12 protein-coding genes are annotated in these 14876 nt (G+C 65.5%); 5 read left to right on the top strand and 7 right to left on the bottom strand.

Going from position 1 to position 14876, the window contains the following annotated elements; genetic code table 11:
- Positions 1–61: 61 nt before the first annotated feature.
- Positions 62–1126: a LysM peptidoglycan-binding domain-containing protein gene (locus tag ACNJX8_RS02305; RefSeq protein ID WP_439359420.1), complete on the top strand. Its 1065-nt coding sequence runs from the start codon at positions 62–64 to the stop codon at positions 1124–1126.
- A 182-nt stretch (positions 1127–1308) separates the two neighbouring features.
- Positions 1309–2580, top strand: coding sequence for a Spy/CpxP family protein refolding chaperone (locus tag ACNJX8_RS02310; protein WP_439362055.1), 1272 nt, complete (start codon positions 1309–1311; stop codon positions 2578–2580).
- Here the strand turns inward: ACNJX8_RS02310 and ACNJX8_RS02315 are convergent, their stop codons facing one another.
- Entirely contained in the window at positions 2581–3408 is an 828-nt protein-coding gene (locus tag ACNJX8_RS02315; RefSeq protein WP_439359421.1) for a hypothetical protein, read from the bottom strand.
- Between the two features lie 240 nt (positions 3409–3648).
- Here ACNJX8_RS02315 and ACNJX8_RS02320 point away from each other — a divergent pair, with 240 nt between their 5' ends.
- Both ACNJX8_RS02320 and ACNJX8_RS02325 read left to right on the top strand, forming a co-directional pair.
- Positions 3649–3879 (top strand): AbrB/MazE/SpoVT family DNA-binding domain-containing protein, encoded by a 231-nt coding sequence (locus tag ACNJX8_RS02320; protein ID WP_091897901.1) that lies wholly within the window; start codon positions 3649–3651, stop codon positions 3877–3879.
- The gene (locus ACNJX8_RS02325) at positions 3876–4280 is read left to right on the top strand and encodes a PIN domain-containing protein (RefSeq protein ID WP_439359422.1); all 405 of its coding nucleotides are present in this window, start codon (positions 3876–3878) and stop codon (positions 4278–4280) included. Before ACNJX8_RS02320 ends, ACNJX8_RS02325 begins: the two co-directional genes overlap by 4 nt.
- Positions 4281–4450: 170 nt before the next feature.
- Here the strand turns inward: ACNJX8_RS02325 and ACNJX8_RS02330 are convergent, their stop codons facing one another.
- Both ACNJX8_RS02330 and ACNJX8_RS02335 read right to left on the bottom strand, forming a co-directional pair.
- Complete coding sequence (locus ACNJX8_RS02330; RefSeq protein WP_439359423.1) at positions 4451–6901, bottom strand: adenylate/guanylate cyclase domain-containing protein; 2451 nt, start codon at positions 6899–6901, stop codon at positions 4451–4453.
- Between the two features lie 207 nt (positions 6902–7108).
- A complete protein-coding gene (locus ACNJX8_RS02335; protein WP_439359424.1) occupies positions 7109–9160 on the bottom strand; it encodes an AsmA family protein in 2052 nt (683 codons plus the stop codon).
- Between the two features lie 248 nt (positions 9161–9408).
- Between ACNJX8_RS02335 and ACNJX8_RS02340 the strand changes: the two genes are divergently transcribed.
- The gene (locus tag ACNJX8_RS02340) at positions 9409–10083 is read left to right on the top strand and encodes a Crp/Fnr family transcriptional regulator (protein WP_128930729.1); all 675 of its coding nucleotides are present in this window, start codon (positions 9409–9411) and stop codon (positions 10081–10083) included.
- A 5-nt stretch (positions 10084–10088) separates the two neighbouring features.
- On the opposite strand, the gene ACNJX8_RS02345 is transcribed toward ACNJX8_RS02340, so the two are convergent.
- The 4 genes from ACNJX8_RS02345 to ACNJX8_RS02360 are packed head-to-tail and all read right to left on the bottom strand — an operon-like array spanning position 10089 to position 14792.
- On the bottom strand, positions 10089–10373 hold the full coding sequence (locus tag ACNJX8_RS02345) for a type II toxin-antitoxin system RelE/ParE family toxin (protein WP_128930730.1): 285 nt from the start codon (positions 10371–10373) through the stop codon (positions 10089–10091).
- Entirely contained in the window at positions 10370–10657 is a 288-nt protein-coding gene (locus ACNJX8_RS02350; protein ID WP_128942620.1) for a hypothetical protein, read from the bottom strand. Before ACNJX8_RS02350 ends, ACNJX8_RS02345 begins: the two co-directional genes overlap by 4 nt.
- A gap of 56 nt (positions 10658–10713) precedes the next feature.
- On the bottom strand, positions 10714–13863 hold the full coding sequence (locus tag ACNJX8_RS02355; protein WP_128942594.1) for an efflux RND transporter permease subunit: 3150 nt from the start codon (positions 13861–13863) through the stop codon (positions 10714–10716).
- A complete protein-coding gene (locus tag ACNJX8_RS02360) occupies positions 13863–14792 on the bottom strand; it encodes an efflux RND transporter periplasmic adaptor subunit (protein WP_439359425.1) in 930 nt (309 codons plus the stop codon). Before ACNJX8_RS02360 ends, ACNJX8_RS02355 begins: the two co-directional genes overlap by 1 nt.
- Between the last annotated feature and the right edge of the window lie 84 nt (positions 14793–14876).

The raw sequence follows: 14876 nt of genomic DNA on the forward strand, positions 1-14876 counted from the left end.
CGCAGCGAAAACGGCGCAATTTGCTGCCCTCGGCTGATTTGCGTCCCAAGGTTCATTTCCGATGATCACCGCATCCAAGGCCTTCATTGCCTTCTGTCTGCTCGCGGTGGGCGGCACCGTGCTGGTGATCGGCCCCACCGAACTGCGCCGCCTGCTGCCCGGCGAGGCGAAGACCGAAGTCGCCGCCAAGCCGGAGGCCAAGGCCGAAGCCAAAGTCGATGCCAAGATCGAGCCCAAGTCCGAACCGAAGGTCGAAACCAAGCCCGCGCTGAAGCCGGAACCCAAGGCGGAAGAGCAAAAGCTTGGCGCCAGCGCGCCGCCGGCCCCAGTCGCGTCGCCGGTGCCCGAGCCGAAGGCGGGCGCGCTGGCCGAGACGCAGAAGCAGGTCACGGCACTGGCGGATCTTGCGCCGGTCAAGCCGCCGGCAGCGGCGGATGCGGGTCCCCGTTTCGACGTCGCGCGCATCGACGATCATGGCGAGGCGGCGGTGATCGCCGGCCAGGCCACGCCGGGTGCGAAGGTGGAGCTGCTGCGCGACGGCAAGCCGCTCGACACCGTCACGGCCGATGCGTCGGGCCAGTTCGTGATGACCCCGCCGCAGCTTCCCGCCGGTTCCTATGAGCTGACCTTGCGGGCGAAATCGACCGACGGGACCGTCACGCAATCCAGCCGCAGCATGCCGGTGACGATCGCCGAGGCCGCGCCGCCGCCGGCACCCGCCGTGCGGCAAGAAGCGAAACAGGAGGCGAAGCGGGCCGAGAAGACCGACGACAAGCCTGAAGTCGTGGCCTCCTTGCCCTCGGCATCGCCGCACCTGGCCTCAGCGCCCGACAGGCCCGCGGCTCGGCCCAGATTGATGGGTGCTCCGAAGCCGAAGGTGATGGCCCGGGCAGCGGGAACGGCTGTCGCATCGGCTTCCCCCGCCGACGCACTCAGTGGCACACCTGCGGAAGCGGGTGGCAGCCGTGTGATCTCCCGCGGCGACAGCCTGTGGGCGCTCAGCAAGCTCGCCTATGGTGACGGCGCCCGCTACGCCGTGATCTTCAACGCCAACCGCAACAAGATCCACAATCCCAATTTGATCTATCCCGGCCAGACCTTCGTGATGCCGCCAAAGGCGCAGTGACGGGCACGGTCTTTCCTCTCCCTCTCGCCACAAAGCGGTCCGCAAGCAGGGGAGAGATAAGCTCGCCCGCGACGCTTTGCCCTCTGTGGTTCCGGAACTATCGGTTCCCCCGCGCGTCATTGTGATGCGACGCAGTGCGCGCTTGGCGTTGGGAGGAGGCCGAGGTGGTCAGGTCAGTTTTCATGTCCGGACGCATGGGACTGGCGCTGGCGGGTGCTGCTGCCCTCATGTTTGGGGCAGTGCTGCTACCTGACAAGGCCGAGGCCCAGTTCGGATTACGCGGCGGTCCGCTCGGCGTGGCACGTTTTGCCGTCGGCCACATGATTGGCCTGTCGCGCTTGCGCCAAGCCCGCATGGCGGTGCGCGGCGGCCGATACCGCTCAGCCGCGCTGAGGTCGCAGGATCCCCGCGGCGCCGAGCACGGCCAGCGGGCCAACCCTTACGTCCTGCGTGCGGCGCTCACCGCGCAGGCCGCGCTGTCGGGCTGGCAGGGCGGTCGCCGTCCGCAGGGCTGGTGGCGCCACCCCGATGGCAGCTATGGCTGGGTCGGCCCGGTGTTCTGGCCGTTCGCGCATGACGATCTCACCACCGCGATCATCTTCGGCGACACCACCAGCCTCTCGCTCTATGGCTATGGCGACATCTATGCCGCGATCTTCACGCCTTATGCGGCCACGGAGCTTGCCGCCTACACCGCGCCGCAAGGCCGGCGCGCGCGGCGGCCCCCGTCCGCAGAGACTCTTTGCGAAGCCAGCGACACCGGCGGTCTGCCCGTCGAACGCGTCACTGCTGCCGTAGCGCCGAACGAATCGCAGCGCACCGCGCTCGACGAGCTCGCATCCGCCTGGAATGCTGCGCGCGACACCATCCGTGCCGCCTGCCCGGCGCAGGCCCCGGCCACCGCCGCCGAGCGCCTCGGCCTGATGCGCGAGCGGCTTGAGGCCATGATCAAGGCAATTGACGCGGTCGCGCCGCCGCTTGCGAAATTCGTCGGCCTCCTCAAGGACGACCAGAAAGCCAGACTCAATGCGCTCGGCAATGAGCGTCGCGCCGCGCTTGCCGCGGCTCAGCCCAAGGACGCGCAGGCGGCCGCCGCGTGCAAGCCGGGCTACGATCCCCGCTACGACGAAAAGGCGCAGCGCCAATACGAGCAGCTGGTGCAGCAGCAATGGCCCGCGAATGACATCGCTTCCACGCTCAAGCTCGACGAGACCGCCCGCGCCCGCTTTGAGGTGCTCCAGGATACCACGCTGCGCACCATGGAGACGCTGAGCGCCTGCCCGGCGGAAACCGCCGCGACACCGCAGGCCCGCCTCGCCGCCGTGAAAGCGCGGCTGGAGACGATGCTGCAAGCGGTCGGCGGCATCAGCGATGCGCTCGACGATTTCGAGGCCGATCTGAGCGACGAGCAGAAGGCCGGCTTCGAGGCGATCGGACCGAAGCGGGGGGCGTGATCACCCGCACGCCCAGTCGAACTTCATATCCCTGAAGTCGAGCTGCGCATTGCCGCCGCCAAAATTGTAGCCGCCGAAATATTCCTCGAACTCGATGTAGAACGGGCTCATCTCCGGCACCGCCTGGCACGGCCGCATGGTGCCGCCGAGATGATTGTGGGCGTGGTCCTTGCTCCAATCGTGCAGGCGGAAATTGTCGCGGCCCGGCACGCCGCCGACGTAATAGTAGTAGGGCTGATAGCCGGTCGGCGCCTTCTCGCGTGTGTGCTCGTCCTGAGGGCCCTTGCCGGCGTTCGGATCGCTCGCGCGCGGCGTCAAGGCAATCGCGCGATTTTCAATGAGAGCAGTGCGCGGAGCGCTGGCGAACATCTTCTGCCCGTAAGGCGGCGCGGCCTCGAAGAAGGCGCTGGCGCCGCCGACGTCAAGCCAGCGCGGCCGCTCGGCCGTCGCAAGTGCAATCGGCGCCGGCGGGTTCGCGAACGCGCCCTCATATTCGGCCTTGGTCAGCAGCAGCGCGGCATATTCATAGTCGAGGATGTCAGTCATCCGCGACAGCCGCGGATGCGCTGATAGCGCCAGCACGGCCTCGCGGATTTCGGGATCATCGGGCGCGCCGCCGTCATTGTGATCGGGCGCGGTGGCAAAGAACGACACCGCAACGATGTCCGCGCCATGCGCGCGATAATCCTCCGGCAGCAGAAGCGTGAAACCGTGCATCAGCGGATAGCCGCTGACCGGATCGAGCGGCCATTGCTTGGATGTGATACCCGGCGGCAGCCCATAGACCCAACCATGATCGCACGCACGGTCGGCGGGACGGTCCAGCATCTGCAAATCATAAGCACGCGAAGGCAAGGCAAACGCCACAGGTCGTCTCCATCCGGATTTTCGCGAAGCGAGGATTGGTCGCAGGGACGCGGGATATGGTTCGTGGGAGGGTGAATTGCGCGAGATCCTCGGCTTCGCCGGCGCGCCTCCCAAGTCGAAGGCATCGGCTGCAGGCCTCTTGAGGAGAAATGATATCCGTTTTATGATATACAGTAGCTGATGTATATCATGGAGGGTCCCGTGCTCGTTTCCAAATGGGGAAATAGCTTGGCGGTTCGCCTGCCCAAGGCGCTTGTCGAGGCTCTGAATCTTTCGCCCGGCGACGAGCTCAACGTGGTGGAGGCCTCGAAGGGCCGGCTCGCAGTAGAGAAGATCGACAAGCGAGCGGAATTTCTCAGGCAGGTGGAGCAGTTCCAGTTTCCCCTGCCCGAAGGCTACAAGTTCGATCGCGATGAGGCGAACGAGCGGTGAGCGCCTTCTTCGACAGCAATATTCTGATCTACGCCTATTCGACCGACACAAAGCGCCAGCGAGCGCTGAACACGATTGCTGGCGGTGGTGTCATCAGCGCGCAGGTGCTCAACGAGTTCACCAACGTGTTGCGTAAGAAGCAGAAGCAGGATTGGCCAATGATCGAGGCAGCTATGCAGTCCCTCCGCTTTCGCTTTCCCGACATCTTGCCGCTGACATCACACACGCACGCCGCGGCGCTTGCGCTTGCCAGCGGTCACACCCTTGCCTTTTATGACGCGCTGATCGTCGCTGCGGCGGTCGAGGCCGGCTGCGACACGCTCTACAGCGAAGACCTGCAACACGGCCGCAGCATCGGCGGGCTCACCATCGTCAATCCGTTTCTCGGGAGCGCACCGTGAACGCCCAGACTCACGTCGCCAAGATCTGGAATTTTACGCATCTGCGCGATCAGCCTGAGCGCCCGATCATGTCAAATCACGCCAACACCCGCGCGAGACCCGTCTAACTCATTGATCTCACAGACCCCGCCTACTGTGCATGGGGTTGTTTTTCGACTTTTTTGTTTTGGTTACCCGCGCCGCCGTGCCGCTGCGGCATCCACCACGTTCGCCACTTCCTCGCGCCAGGACAGGATCTCCATCGCGAGCACGGGGTGATTGAAGCCCTTGAGCTGGAGATCGTCGAGGGCGCGGGCTTCGACCCACGGTTCGACCATGCCGTAGACGCGGCGGCTCACCACGATCTGGTTGGGCTTGGCCTCGCCGCAGAGGCGGGAGGCGAGGTTGGTGACGCTGCCGATTGCGGCATATTCCAGCCGCTGCTCGAAGCCGACCTGACCGAGCGTCGCGTAGCCGAGCGCAATGCCGATGCCGAAGCCGAGGCTATGTCCGCGGTTGCGCCAGCGCTCGGTCAGCGGGCCGATGGTGTCGCGCATCTCCACCGCCATCTTCACCGCGCGCTGGATGTGGTCCTCGAATTGAATCGGCGCGTTGAACAGGATCATCACGCCGTCGCCGGCATATTTGTCGAGCGTGCCCTCATATTTGAAGATCAGCTTGCCGAGCGCCGCGTGATATTCGCGCAGCACGTTCATCGCCTCTTCCGGCTCGGTCGCTTCCGTGAACGCGGTGAAGCCGCGCAGGTCGCAGAACACCACGGTCACCTCGCGGCGTTGGCTGGTGAGCAGCCCCTCGGGGCTGTCTGAGGAGGCGATCAGCTGCGCGACCTGCGGCGCCAGGAAACGCTCGAGCTTGCGGATGCGCTCGATCTCGCCGAGCTGGGTCTTGACGCGCGCCTCCAGCGACTTGTTCCAGTCCTTGAGCTGCTCGGTCTGCTCGCGCAGCTTGTCAGCCTGGGCGCGCACGGTCTCGTTCGCAGCCTCCAGCGCGTGGCTCTTGTGGTCGACCTCGGTGAACAGCCGCGCATTGCGCATCGCCAGCACCGCCTGGTTGGCGAAGGTACGCATCAGGCCGATGATGCTGGGGGCGAATGCGCCGCTGGCACGGCGCAGCACCACCAGCGAGCCGAGCGTGCCCTGCTGATCGACCAGCGGCACCACCAGCACCGCGTGGAAGCCGGCATTGATCGCGGCGTCGCGCAGCGGCTGCTCGGTGGCATCGTCGAGATCGGCCAGCGCGATCGGCTCGCCGCTCCCTGCCGAATCGCTCAGGATGTTCTCGCCTTCGTCGATGGTGACGACATGCGCGCCCTCGGCCGATTTGCCGATGCCATTGGCCTCGACCAGGTTGAAGCGGCGCGCTTCCGCGTCATAGCCGTAGATCAGCACGGCATCGGCACGGGTGATCTCGATGGCGCGGGCCGCGATCGTCGGCAGCACGGCATTGAGATCGAGCGAGGAGGCGACCGCGCGGCCGACCTCTTCCAGCACCTTGAGCTCGTGGATCGACTGCGCGAGATCGCGGGTGCGCTCCTCGACCTTGGTCTCCAGGTTCGAATAGGTCTCCTGGATCTGATCGGCCATGCGGTTGAACTGGCCGGCGAGGTCTTCCAGTTCGTCGGAGGTATGGACGTCGATGCGGTGGCTGAAATCGCCCTCGCCGAGCTTGTGCGCGCCGTCGCGCAGCGCCGTGATCGGGATGATCATGCGGCGGGCGAGCAGCGTGCCGGCGAGGATCGCGACCATCAGACCCATGCCGATCAGCAGCGCGATGCGCACCAGCTGGTCGCGGATCGGCATCAGGGCCTGCGTGGTCGGCTGCTCGAACAGCACGCTCCAGCCGAGCTTCGGCACCGTGCTCGCGGCGCTCATCACCGCATGGCCGTTGAAGTCGGTGCCCGACGTATCCGGCTCGCGGCCGGGCGCGATCGCGGCCGCGACCTGCGGCAGCTTCGACAGGTCCTTGCCGATGTCGGGCCCTTTCGAGGATGTCGCCAGCACGCGGCCGCGCGGATCGACCACATAGGCGAACGCGGCCTTGCCGACCTGGGCGTCGGACAGGAAGTCGGAGAGGAAGCTGAGATCGATCTCGGCGACCGTGACGCCGGCGTTGAAGCCGGAATGCGCCACCGAGATCGACATCAACGGGGTCCGGTCGGCGAACCAGGCCGGCGCGTAGCTGACGCCGCGGGCGACGGTGTCGGTGAAGCGCATGTCGCGGGAGAGGTCGGCATTGCTCCCGGTCGTGGTCGACTGGCGCGAGACGCGCAGCACCTCGCGGCCCTCGCCATTGAGCTGGAACAGTTGGTTGACGACTGAGACCTGGTGCAGGAGCGAGGCGTAGTCGGCACGGCGCTTTTCGAGCGTGTCCTGGCTCGCCCGCGTCACCCAGCTGATCTGACGCTCGAGCTCCGAGATCGATTGCTCGATCCGCCGCGCGGCGCCTTGCGCCTTGTCCTCCAGCCCGTCGGTCAGCGACGTCCGGGTGGCGCGGTAGGAGATCCAGGTCTCCATCGCGCCGTTGACGGCGAGCACGAACACGACGAGGCCGACGAGGGAGACGACATATTTGGCGAACAGGCCCTCGCGCAGAAACCGTGTCTTGTCGTTCGCTCCTGCCATCCCGATCCTCTCGCGCTGCCATTGACGCTGCGCGCTGCCGGCCGTACGGGCCCTTTCGAGCCCGTTCTACCACAATTTGGGCCAGGGGATTGCCGAGCGGCCGGCCGAGCCGCCGTTGTGGTTACCCGCTATGGACGCCAGAAGCGGTGACAAAGGGGCAGGTGGAAAAGCGGTTGAATTGCCGCAGCCTGCGCGTTGGTCCGCCCCTCATCGATTGAAGAGCTGCCGCAGCACGTCGTTCATTGGCTGACTGTCCTGCTGCGCGACTGGCGGGTCCTCCGGAGCTGGACCGGAAGGTGAGGCCTGTGGGGCCGGCGTGGATGGCGTCGCCGGCAGGCTGCGGCTGCGGCCGGCGCCGGTGTTGGATCCCGCGCCGCTGGAAAGCCCCTGCTGGATCAGATTGCCGATGGCTTCGCCCAAGGGACCGCCGAGCAGATTGTTCTGTCCCGGCTGCTGACCTTGCGGATTGGCATTGCCGGTCGCGTTGCCGCCGCCCGGCGTGGTGCCGCCCAACCCGAGGCTGCCCAGGATATTGCCGAGCCCGGCGCCATCAGGGCCGAACAGGCCCTTGCCCATCTCGCGCAGCTTGGCATAGGCGGCGTCCGGATTGTCCAGCACACCGGCCATGTCTGGATAGATCCGCGGCTGCGACCAGGTGCCCTGGATCATCACGGGAATGCCGAAGCCGACCGGATCGGAGGTGCGGCCCTGGCCCTCGGTCGTCATCACGAGCTTGGGCTCGACGCGGAAGCCCATCATCTTGGTGTCGAGGGCGATGGTGCCGGCGCCGGTCACGCGCACCAGCGGTCCGATCAGATTGAGATCGGTCGTCACCGCCTGGCCCTTGTCGATGCGGAACGAGGCCGAAAGCTGCGACAGGTCCGTGCTCTGCTCCTGGCCGGGGTCCTGGCTTTCTTGCCAGCCGGACAGCGTGCCTGTGGTCAGCGAGCGGATCATCTGCGCAACGTTGATGCCGCGGATCGCGCCGTCCTGAAAATTGACGAAGGCCGTGCCCTGCATGTTCGCCATCAGCGCGCGCTGGCTAGTGCCGGCGCTGCGCAAAGCGAGCTTGGCCTGCAACTTGCCGTCGATCCGGTCGAATTCGGCAAGGCCCTGCAGCAGCGGCCGCGCGCGCACGCCGACGAGATCGGAATGCATGGCAAAGCTCGGCGCGCCGGTGGTCGCATCCAGGATCACCTCGCCCGAGACCTGGCCGCCATAGGCGCCGAGATTGGCGGTGCCGGCCTTCAGTACGCCGCCGGCGAGTTTTGCATCGAGCGCGAGCGGCGAAAGATGGGCATCGCCGATCACGGCTTCGTTCGCGGAGATCCTGACTTGCGCATCGACATAATTGAGCCCGGAGACGTCGATCGGCGCATTGCTCCAGGGTTGTCCGGCCGTGCCTTCCGGCGATTTCGCCAGCGGAATCGCGAGCCGCTGGAAGTCGAGATCGACCTTGACCAGCGGCTTGCTCGCGATGTCGACCGAAGCCCAGCCGTTGAAGGCGCCGTCGCCGAGCCTGCCGTTCACGCCGTTGATCATCACGACATCGCCGCTCAGCCGCATCTCGGCGTGACCTGCGAGCTGGGATTTCAGCACGTCAGGCATGTCGATGGCGAAGTCGACCGGAATCGTCGGCCGGTCGCCGGGCGCCGTCGGTGGGGTTGCCTTGATATCGAACTTGGTCGGGTGCTCGCCGACGCGCGCGGTGCCGGTGATGTTGACCTTGCGGTCGCCGCCAACGACGGCATCGGCATTGATGGCGCTGATGCGGCCCTCGACGCGATCGCGTATCCGCGCGAATGCCACCTCGCCGTCGATGACCTTGACGCGGTCGATGGTCGCACCGCTCGTGTCAAGTGCGAGCGGCTTCGACGCGGTGCCGGCATTCGGCAGGCGCTCACGCAGCAACGGCTGGTAGAGCACGGGATGGGTGACGACGAGCTCGCTGATCGCAGGCCGGCCCGACCACACGCTGGAGAGCGACATGTCGGCCTGCACGCTGTCGACCGTCAGGCGCGTGATGCCGCTGCGGTCCTTCGGGTCTTGCAGCGTGAGGTCGTTCAGGGTGACGTTCAGCGTCGGCCACAGGCTGATCTTGGTAGTGCCGTCGATCGACAGGCGATAGCCGGTCGCGCTCTCGACCCGCGCGGCAATCGTCGAGGTCAGGAAGCCGGACGGGATTCCGACCACCAGCAGGACCGCGATCGCGATGATGACGACAGCCAAAGCCGCGCCGGCGAATTTCAGTGCTCTCATGTCGACTTCCCAACGACGGACGATCGGCAGCGAACCCGGCGGATTAACCGTCCTTTGCGCCCGTCTTTTGTGCCTGAGTTTATCCCGGGACGGGAAGCGGCTCCAAGCGCGCAAAAATAGTCGGGGGGTGCTGCAAAGTTATGTGACTTATGACACACTTCTCCGGCGCGGTTTTACGCGATCCTGATGTTGATGGTTCCAAGCGATTTGCCAAGGACATTCACGAGTAAATTGACGAGGACATTGAAATGAGCAAGCAGGCCGAATTTGCGGTCATCCTGAAGATGAACGCGATGTTCGCGGATCTCGGCGCGGACGAACTCCAGCGGCTGTCCAATCTCTGCCACACCCAGCATCTGGGGAGCGGCGAGGTGCTGTTTCAGAAAGGCGATCCCGGAAACGCGCTGTTTGGCGTGCGCCGCGGCCAGGTCCGCATCGAGACCGGCGCCTCCGACGGCAGCCGGCTGACGCTGAACTTCATGGGGCCGGGCGACCTGTTCGGCGAGGTCGCGGTGCTGGACGGCCAGAGCCGCACGGCGGATGCTACCGCAGGTGAGGCGAGCGAATTGTTCGTGCTGCGCCGCGAAGATTTCCTCGGTTTCCTCGAGCGCGAGCCAAAGGTCGCGATCAAGATCATCGCGCTGCTCTGCCAGCGCATCCGCTGGCAGAGCGAGCGCATGGAGGAATCCATGCTGCAGCCGCTGCCGGTGCGGCTGGCGCGGCGGCTCTGCGCGCTCGCCGCCGATTTCGGCTCCGAGGTGCACATCTCGCAGGAGCAGCTCGGCGTCTTCGTCGGCGCCGCCCGCGAAAGCGTCAACCGCCAGCTTCAGGCCTGGCGCAAGGAGGCGATCCTGGATCTCCAGCGCGGCCGGATATTGCTGCGGAACATGACCAAGCTGACCGCGATCGCGCGGAACGAGTAGAGACTTCAGGTGCGTTCCTCACGACCGTGCCAGAGCCGAGTGATGAGAATATCGCCCGACTCCTCAACAATGACGTATCGCACGATGTAACCGGAAGAACCGAACCGGACGATAATCTGGCGGATGCTGTCATCCTCCGTTGGTTTGCCAAGGGATGGGAATTCCGACAGCCGATCGATGGCTGTCCAGATTAATCGCAGGGCACGTGTCGCGGCTTCGGGGTTGACTGCGTCAAGGAAGCTTCGCAGCCGCTCAATATCCTCCAGAGCGGCCGGCGAAAGCAGGATCATTTGATCTTGCGTGGTTGTGGGCGAGGCAGCTCGTTGGCTGAACCCCAGCTTGCCACCCATGCTTTGACGTCGTCGAGGGGCACGGCAAGTCCGGTGCGCTTGAATTCCTCATAGCGATCGCGATCCTCTGCGAGATCCGGACCTGAAAGGTCGATGACTGAATCCAGCAGCGCGACGGCCTCGGCGAGCACCGTTGCAACATCCTTGCCGCGCTCAGAGGCGATCTCCCTGAGACGGGCATCAGTGTCAACGTCGATTTCAAGCGTGCGGCTTACGAGGTTCATGCTCAAAAGATAACACTTCACCTGCGCATGTCGAGCCCGCTATCGCGGGGAAATATCTACTCCGCCGCCGGGTGCACGATTTTCTTTGGCGTTGGCCCCGCTTCCGCTGGCGCCGCTCCATGATGCTCCGTGGTCTCCGCATCCTCGCTGTGCACGATCAGCCGCTTGGCAAAACGCCAGATCAGGGCGCCGAAATCGTCCATCACCATGAACATTGCCGGCACGAACACCAGCGACAGGATGGTCGAGAAGATCAGGCCGCCGATCACCGCGAGCGCCATCGGTGAGCGGAACTCGCCGCCGGCGCCGACCGCGAGCGCGCTCGGCATCATGCCCGCGGCCATCGCGATCGTGGTCATCACGATCGGGCGGGCGCGCTTCATGCCGGCATCGATCATGGCCTCCTCGCGCGGCTTGCCGGCGTGAATGGATTCGATGGCGAATTCCACCAGCATGATCGCGTTCTTGGTGACGATGCCCATCAACATCAGGATGCCGATCCACACCGGCGTGGTGAGCTGCTTGCCGGTGACGAGCAAGGCGGCGATCGCGCCGCCGATCGAGAGCGGCAGCGAGAACAGGATGGTGATCGGCTGCAGGAAGGTGCCGAACAGCAGCACCAGCACGGCGTAGACCATCATCAGGCCGGCCGTGATCGCGGTCGCAAAACCGTCGGACAATTCGTTCAGGCTTTCGGCGTCGCCGGAGGGTGAGACTTTCACGCCTTTCGGCAGACTCTTCATCACCGGCAGCTCGTAGATCTTCTTGGTGGCATCGCCGAGCGCGGCGGAGCCAACGAGGTCGGCCGCGACGGTCGCCTGTCGCTCACGATCGTAGCGGTTGATACTGGTCGGGCCCTGGTCGAGCTTGACGTCGGCGATGACCGAGAGCGGCACGCCGCCCTTCTCGCCGTGCTCGCCGAGCGGCACGCGGAGCTGCTCGAGCGTCTTCAGATTGCCGCGCGCGGCATCCTCGAGCTGAACGCGGATCGGCACCAGGCGGTCGCCGACGTCGAACTTGGCGAGTGCAGGCCCGACGTCGCCGATGGTGGCGACGCGGATGGTCTGCGACAGGCTTTCGGTCGAGACGCCGAGCCGCGCCGCGAGATCGGCGCGCGGCTCGATGCGCAGCTCGGGCCGCTCCAGCGAGGTTTCCGAGATCACGTTGGAGATGGTGGGAATACGCTTCATCTGCGTCGCAAGCTCGCTCGCGACGTTGTTGACGATGTTGGGATCGACACCGGTCACCACCAGCGAGATCGCGCGCAGGCCGTTCTCGTCAAGGAACCAGAAGCGGATGTCGGGAACGTTCTCCAGCTCCTGGCTGATCGAGAACTCGAGCTCGCGCTGAGTGATGTCGCGGCTGTCCTTGGGCGTGTAGTTGATGATCAGGGCGGCGCGCCGGACTTCCTGGGTGCCCGGCGGGACGCGCCCGCCGTCGACGAAGATGCTCTTCACCTCGGGCCGCTTGCGCAGGCGCGCGACGATGTCTTCGGTGACCTTTTCGGTATAGGCGAGCTGAGTGCCCGGCGGCAGCTCGAGCGCAAGCAGCGAGCGGGCGCTGTCCTGCGCCGGCAGGAAGCCCTGCGGCAGCAGCGTGATGCTCCAGATCGAGGCGGCGAAGATGCCGAGTCCGATCAGCACCGTGATGAAATAGTGCCTCACCGACCAGGCCACGATTCCATGATAGGACCGCAAAATGCGGCCGGGCGGCGGCTCCTCATGCGAACTGTGCTTGAGGAAGTAGGCGGCCAGCACCGGAGTGACGAAGCGGGCCGCGAGCAGCGAGAAGAACACTTGCACCGAAACGGTGATGCCGAACTGCTTGAAGAACTGCCCGGCGATGCCCGACATGAAGCTCGCGGGTGCGAAGATCGCGATGATGGTCAGCGAGATCGCGATCACCGCGAGACCGATCTCGTCGGCGGCCTCTAACGCGGCACGATAGGGCGACTTGCCCATATTCATGTGCCGGACGATGTTCTCGATCTCGACGATGGCATCGTCGACCAGAATACCTGTCGACAGCGTGATGGCGAGGAAGCTGACGAGGTTGAGCGAGAAGCCGAGCAGGTCCATCGCCCAGAACGCCGGGAAGATCGACAACGGCAGCGAGATCGCGGCGATGATGGTCGCGCGCAGGTCGCGCAGGAATAGGAGCACGATGACGACGGCGAGGATGGCGCCTTCGAACAGGGTCGAGATCGCCGCGTGGTAATTGCCCTTGGTATATTCGACCGAGGTGTCGATCAGCTTCAGATCGACGTCGGGATAGGCAGTCTTGAGCGCGTCGATGCGCTTCTGCACGGCCTCGGCCACCTTCACATCGCTGGCGCCCTTGGAGCGCTTGATGCCGAGCGCGACCACCGGCTCGCCGTTGAATCGGGCGAAGGTGCGGCGGTCGGCGATGGTGTCGGTGACAGTGCCGAGATCGTCGAGCCGGACCTCGCCGCCGCCGAACAGCGGGATCATGGTGCCGGCAAGATCGCCCAGCGTCTTGGCGCCGGCGAGCGTGCGGATGGCCTGGTCGTTCTTGCCGATCTCGGCGCGGCCGCCGGCGACGTCGACGTTGGTGCCGCGCAGGCTCTGGCTGACATTGACCGCGGTCAGCCCCATCGCCTGCAAACGGTCGGGATCCAGCGAGACCAGGATCTCGCGCTCGACACCGCCGATGCGCTCGACCTGGGCGACGCCGCGCACGCCTTGCAGCGCGCGCTTGACCACGTCGTCGACGAAATAGGAGAGCTGCTCAGGCGTCTTGCCGGGCGAGATCGCGGCATAGGTGACGATCGGCAGACCGATGACGTCGACGCGCTGGATCAGCGGCTCGGTGACGTTCTGCGGCAGGTTGGAGCGCACGCGCGTCACCGCGTCCTTGACGTCGTTGAGCGCGCGATCCGTGTTGGTCTCCAGCGCAAACTGGATCGTGGTGACCGACAGGCCATCGGTGATCGAAGAGGTGATGTGCCGCACGCCCTCGACGCCGGAGACCGCGTCTTCAACCGTCTTGGTGACCTGGGATTCGAGCTCGGCTGGCGCTGCGCCGAACTGCGAGACCGCAACCGAGATCACGGGGATGTCGGCCGACGGCAGCCGTGTGATCGCGAGTTTGGTGAAGGAGGTCCAGCCGAGAACCAGCAGGATGATCGAAAAGACGACAGACGGCAGCGGATGACGTATCGACCATGCCGAGATATTAAGAGCCATCAGCGTACCCGCGTGCGATCGAGTTCATCGGCGAACATGGTTTTGATCTGGTCGCCATCATGGAGCGAAGAGCCGGCGTCGGCGACGACGATTTCGCCGACCTCGAGCCCTTCCAGGATTTCCGTCGCGCTGTCGGACGACAGTCCGACCCGCACCTTGCGCGTCTCGACAATATTGCCTTTGACGACTTGCACGGTGAGATGGTCGATCGCGGTCTTGGGGATCGAGACGCCGCAGCTTCGCTTGGCGTCGATCGAGGCGCGCGCGAATACGCCGACCTTCAGCGAGGGATTGTTGGTGACGCTGATGCGGACGCGCCCGAGCTGGGTCGTGCGGTCGATTTCGGGCGCAACCAGCCGGACTCGGCCGATCAGATCGGGCGCGTCGTCGCGGCTGATGCGCACGGTCGCGCCGGAGCTCAGCTTGGGCATGTGAACCGCCGGGACCTGGGCGTCGAGCTCGATCTCGTTGTTGACGGCGATGCGGAACACCGGGCCGGCCTGCGGCGAGGCAGGCGCGCCGACGATGGTGCGGACCTCGGTGACGAGGCCCGGCGCGGGCGCCTTCAGCGAGATCGGGCCTTGCGAGCCGGGGCGCTGCGGCTGGCCCGGGATCTGCGGTGGCGCGGTCAGGCGCGCCAGCTCCTGATTGTCGGTGACAGTGGTGCCTTCGGTGACGAAGAGGTCCGTGACCCGCGAGCCTTCCTGGTCGGCGACGACCACGGCCTCGCGGCGCGGCACGAAGAAGCCGGTCACCCGCACGAGGTCGGAGAAGCAGGCATTGGTCGACTTCGTCACGATGACGAGCGCCTCGCCTGGCGTTTCCTTCGCCTCGGGGCGGCGCCGATGCTCGAACAGATAATAGCCGATGCCAAGCGCGACGACGAACGCCACCGTTCCGGCCGGCTTGAGATATGCGGAAAGGTTCATCGCCGGATCACCCTGGCCTGGCTCACGGCCGTCCGTACGAGGCCTATCGAGAGCGTTTCCCTGAAATAAAGCGGCGTCCCGCAA

The organism is Bradyrhizobium sp. SPXBL-04 (assembly GCF_051853035.1).
GTDB lineage: Bacteria > Pseudomonadota > Alphaproteobacteria > Rhizobiales > Xanthobacteraceae > Bradyrhizobium > Bradyrhizobium zhanjiangense.

What these genes read in the sequence shown, in the direction of transcription:
- ACNJX8_RS02305 (WP_439359420.1), top strand. Translation starts at nt 62, where the DNA reads ATGATCACCGCATCCAAGGCCTTCATTGCCTTCTGTCTGCTCGCGGTG.
- ACNJX8_RS02310 (WP_439362055.1), top strand. Translation starts at nt 1,309, where the DNA reads ATGTCCGGACGCATGGGACTGGCGCTGGCGGGTGCTGCTGCCCTCATG.
- ACNJX8_RS02315 (WP_439359421.1), bottom strand. Translation starts at nt 3,408, where the DNA reads ATGCTGGACCGTCCCGCCGACCGTGCGTGCGATCATGGTTGGGTCTAT.
- ACNJX8_RS02330 (WP_439359423.1), bottom strand. Translation starts at nt 6,901, where the DNA reads ATGGCAGGAGCGAACGACAAGACACGGTTTCTGCGCGAGGGCCTGTTC.
- ACNJX8_RS02335 (WP_439359424.1), bottom strand. Translation starts at nt 9,160, where the DNA reads ATGAGAGCACTGAAATTCGCCGGCGCGGCTTTGGCTGTCGTCATCATC.
- ACNJX8_RS02340 (WP_128930729.1), top strand. Translation starts at nt 9,409, where the DNA reads ATGAGCAAGCAGGCCGAATTTGCGGTCATCCTGAAGATGAACGCGATG.
- ACNJX8_RS02345 (WP_128930730.1), bottom strand. Translation starts at nt 10,373, where the DNA reads ATGATCCTGCTTTCGCCGGCCGCTCTGGAGGATATTGAGCGGCTGCGA.
- ACNJX8_RS02350 (WP_128942620.1), bottom strand. Translation starts at nt 10,657, where the DNA reads ATGAACCTCGTAAGCCGCACGCTTGAAATCGACGTTGACACTGATGCC.
- ACNJX8_RS02355 (WP_128942594.1), bottom strand. Translation starts at nt 13,863, where the DNA reads ATGGCTCTTAATATCTCGGCATGGTCGATACGTCATCCGCTGCCGTCT.
- ACNJX8_RS02360 (WP_439359425.1), bottom strand. Translation starts at nt 14,792, where the DNA reads ATGAACCTTTCCGCATATCTCAAGCCGGCCGGAACGGTGGCGTTCGTC.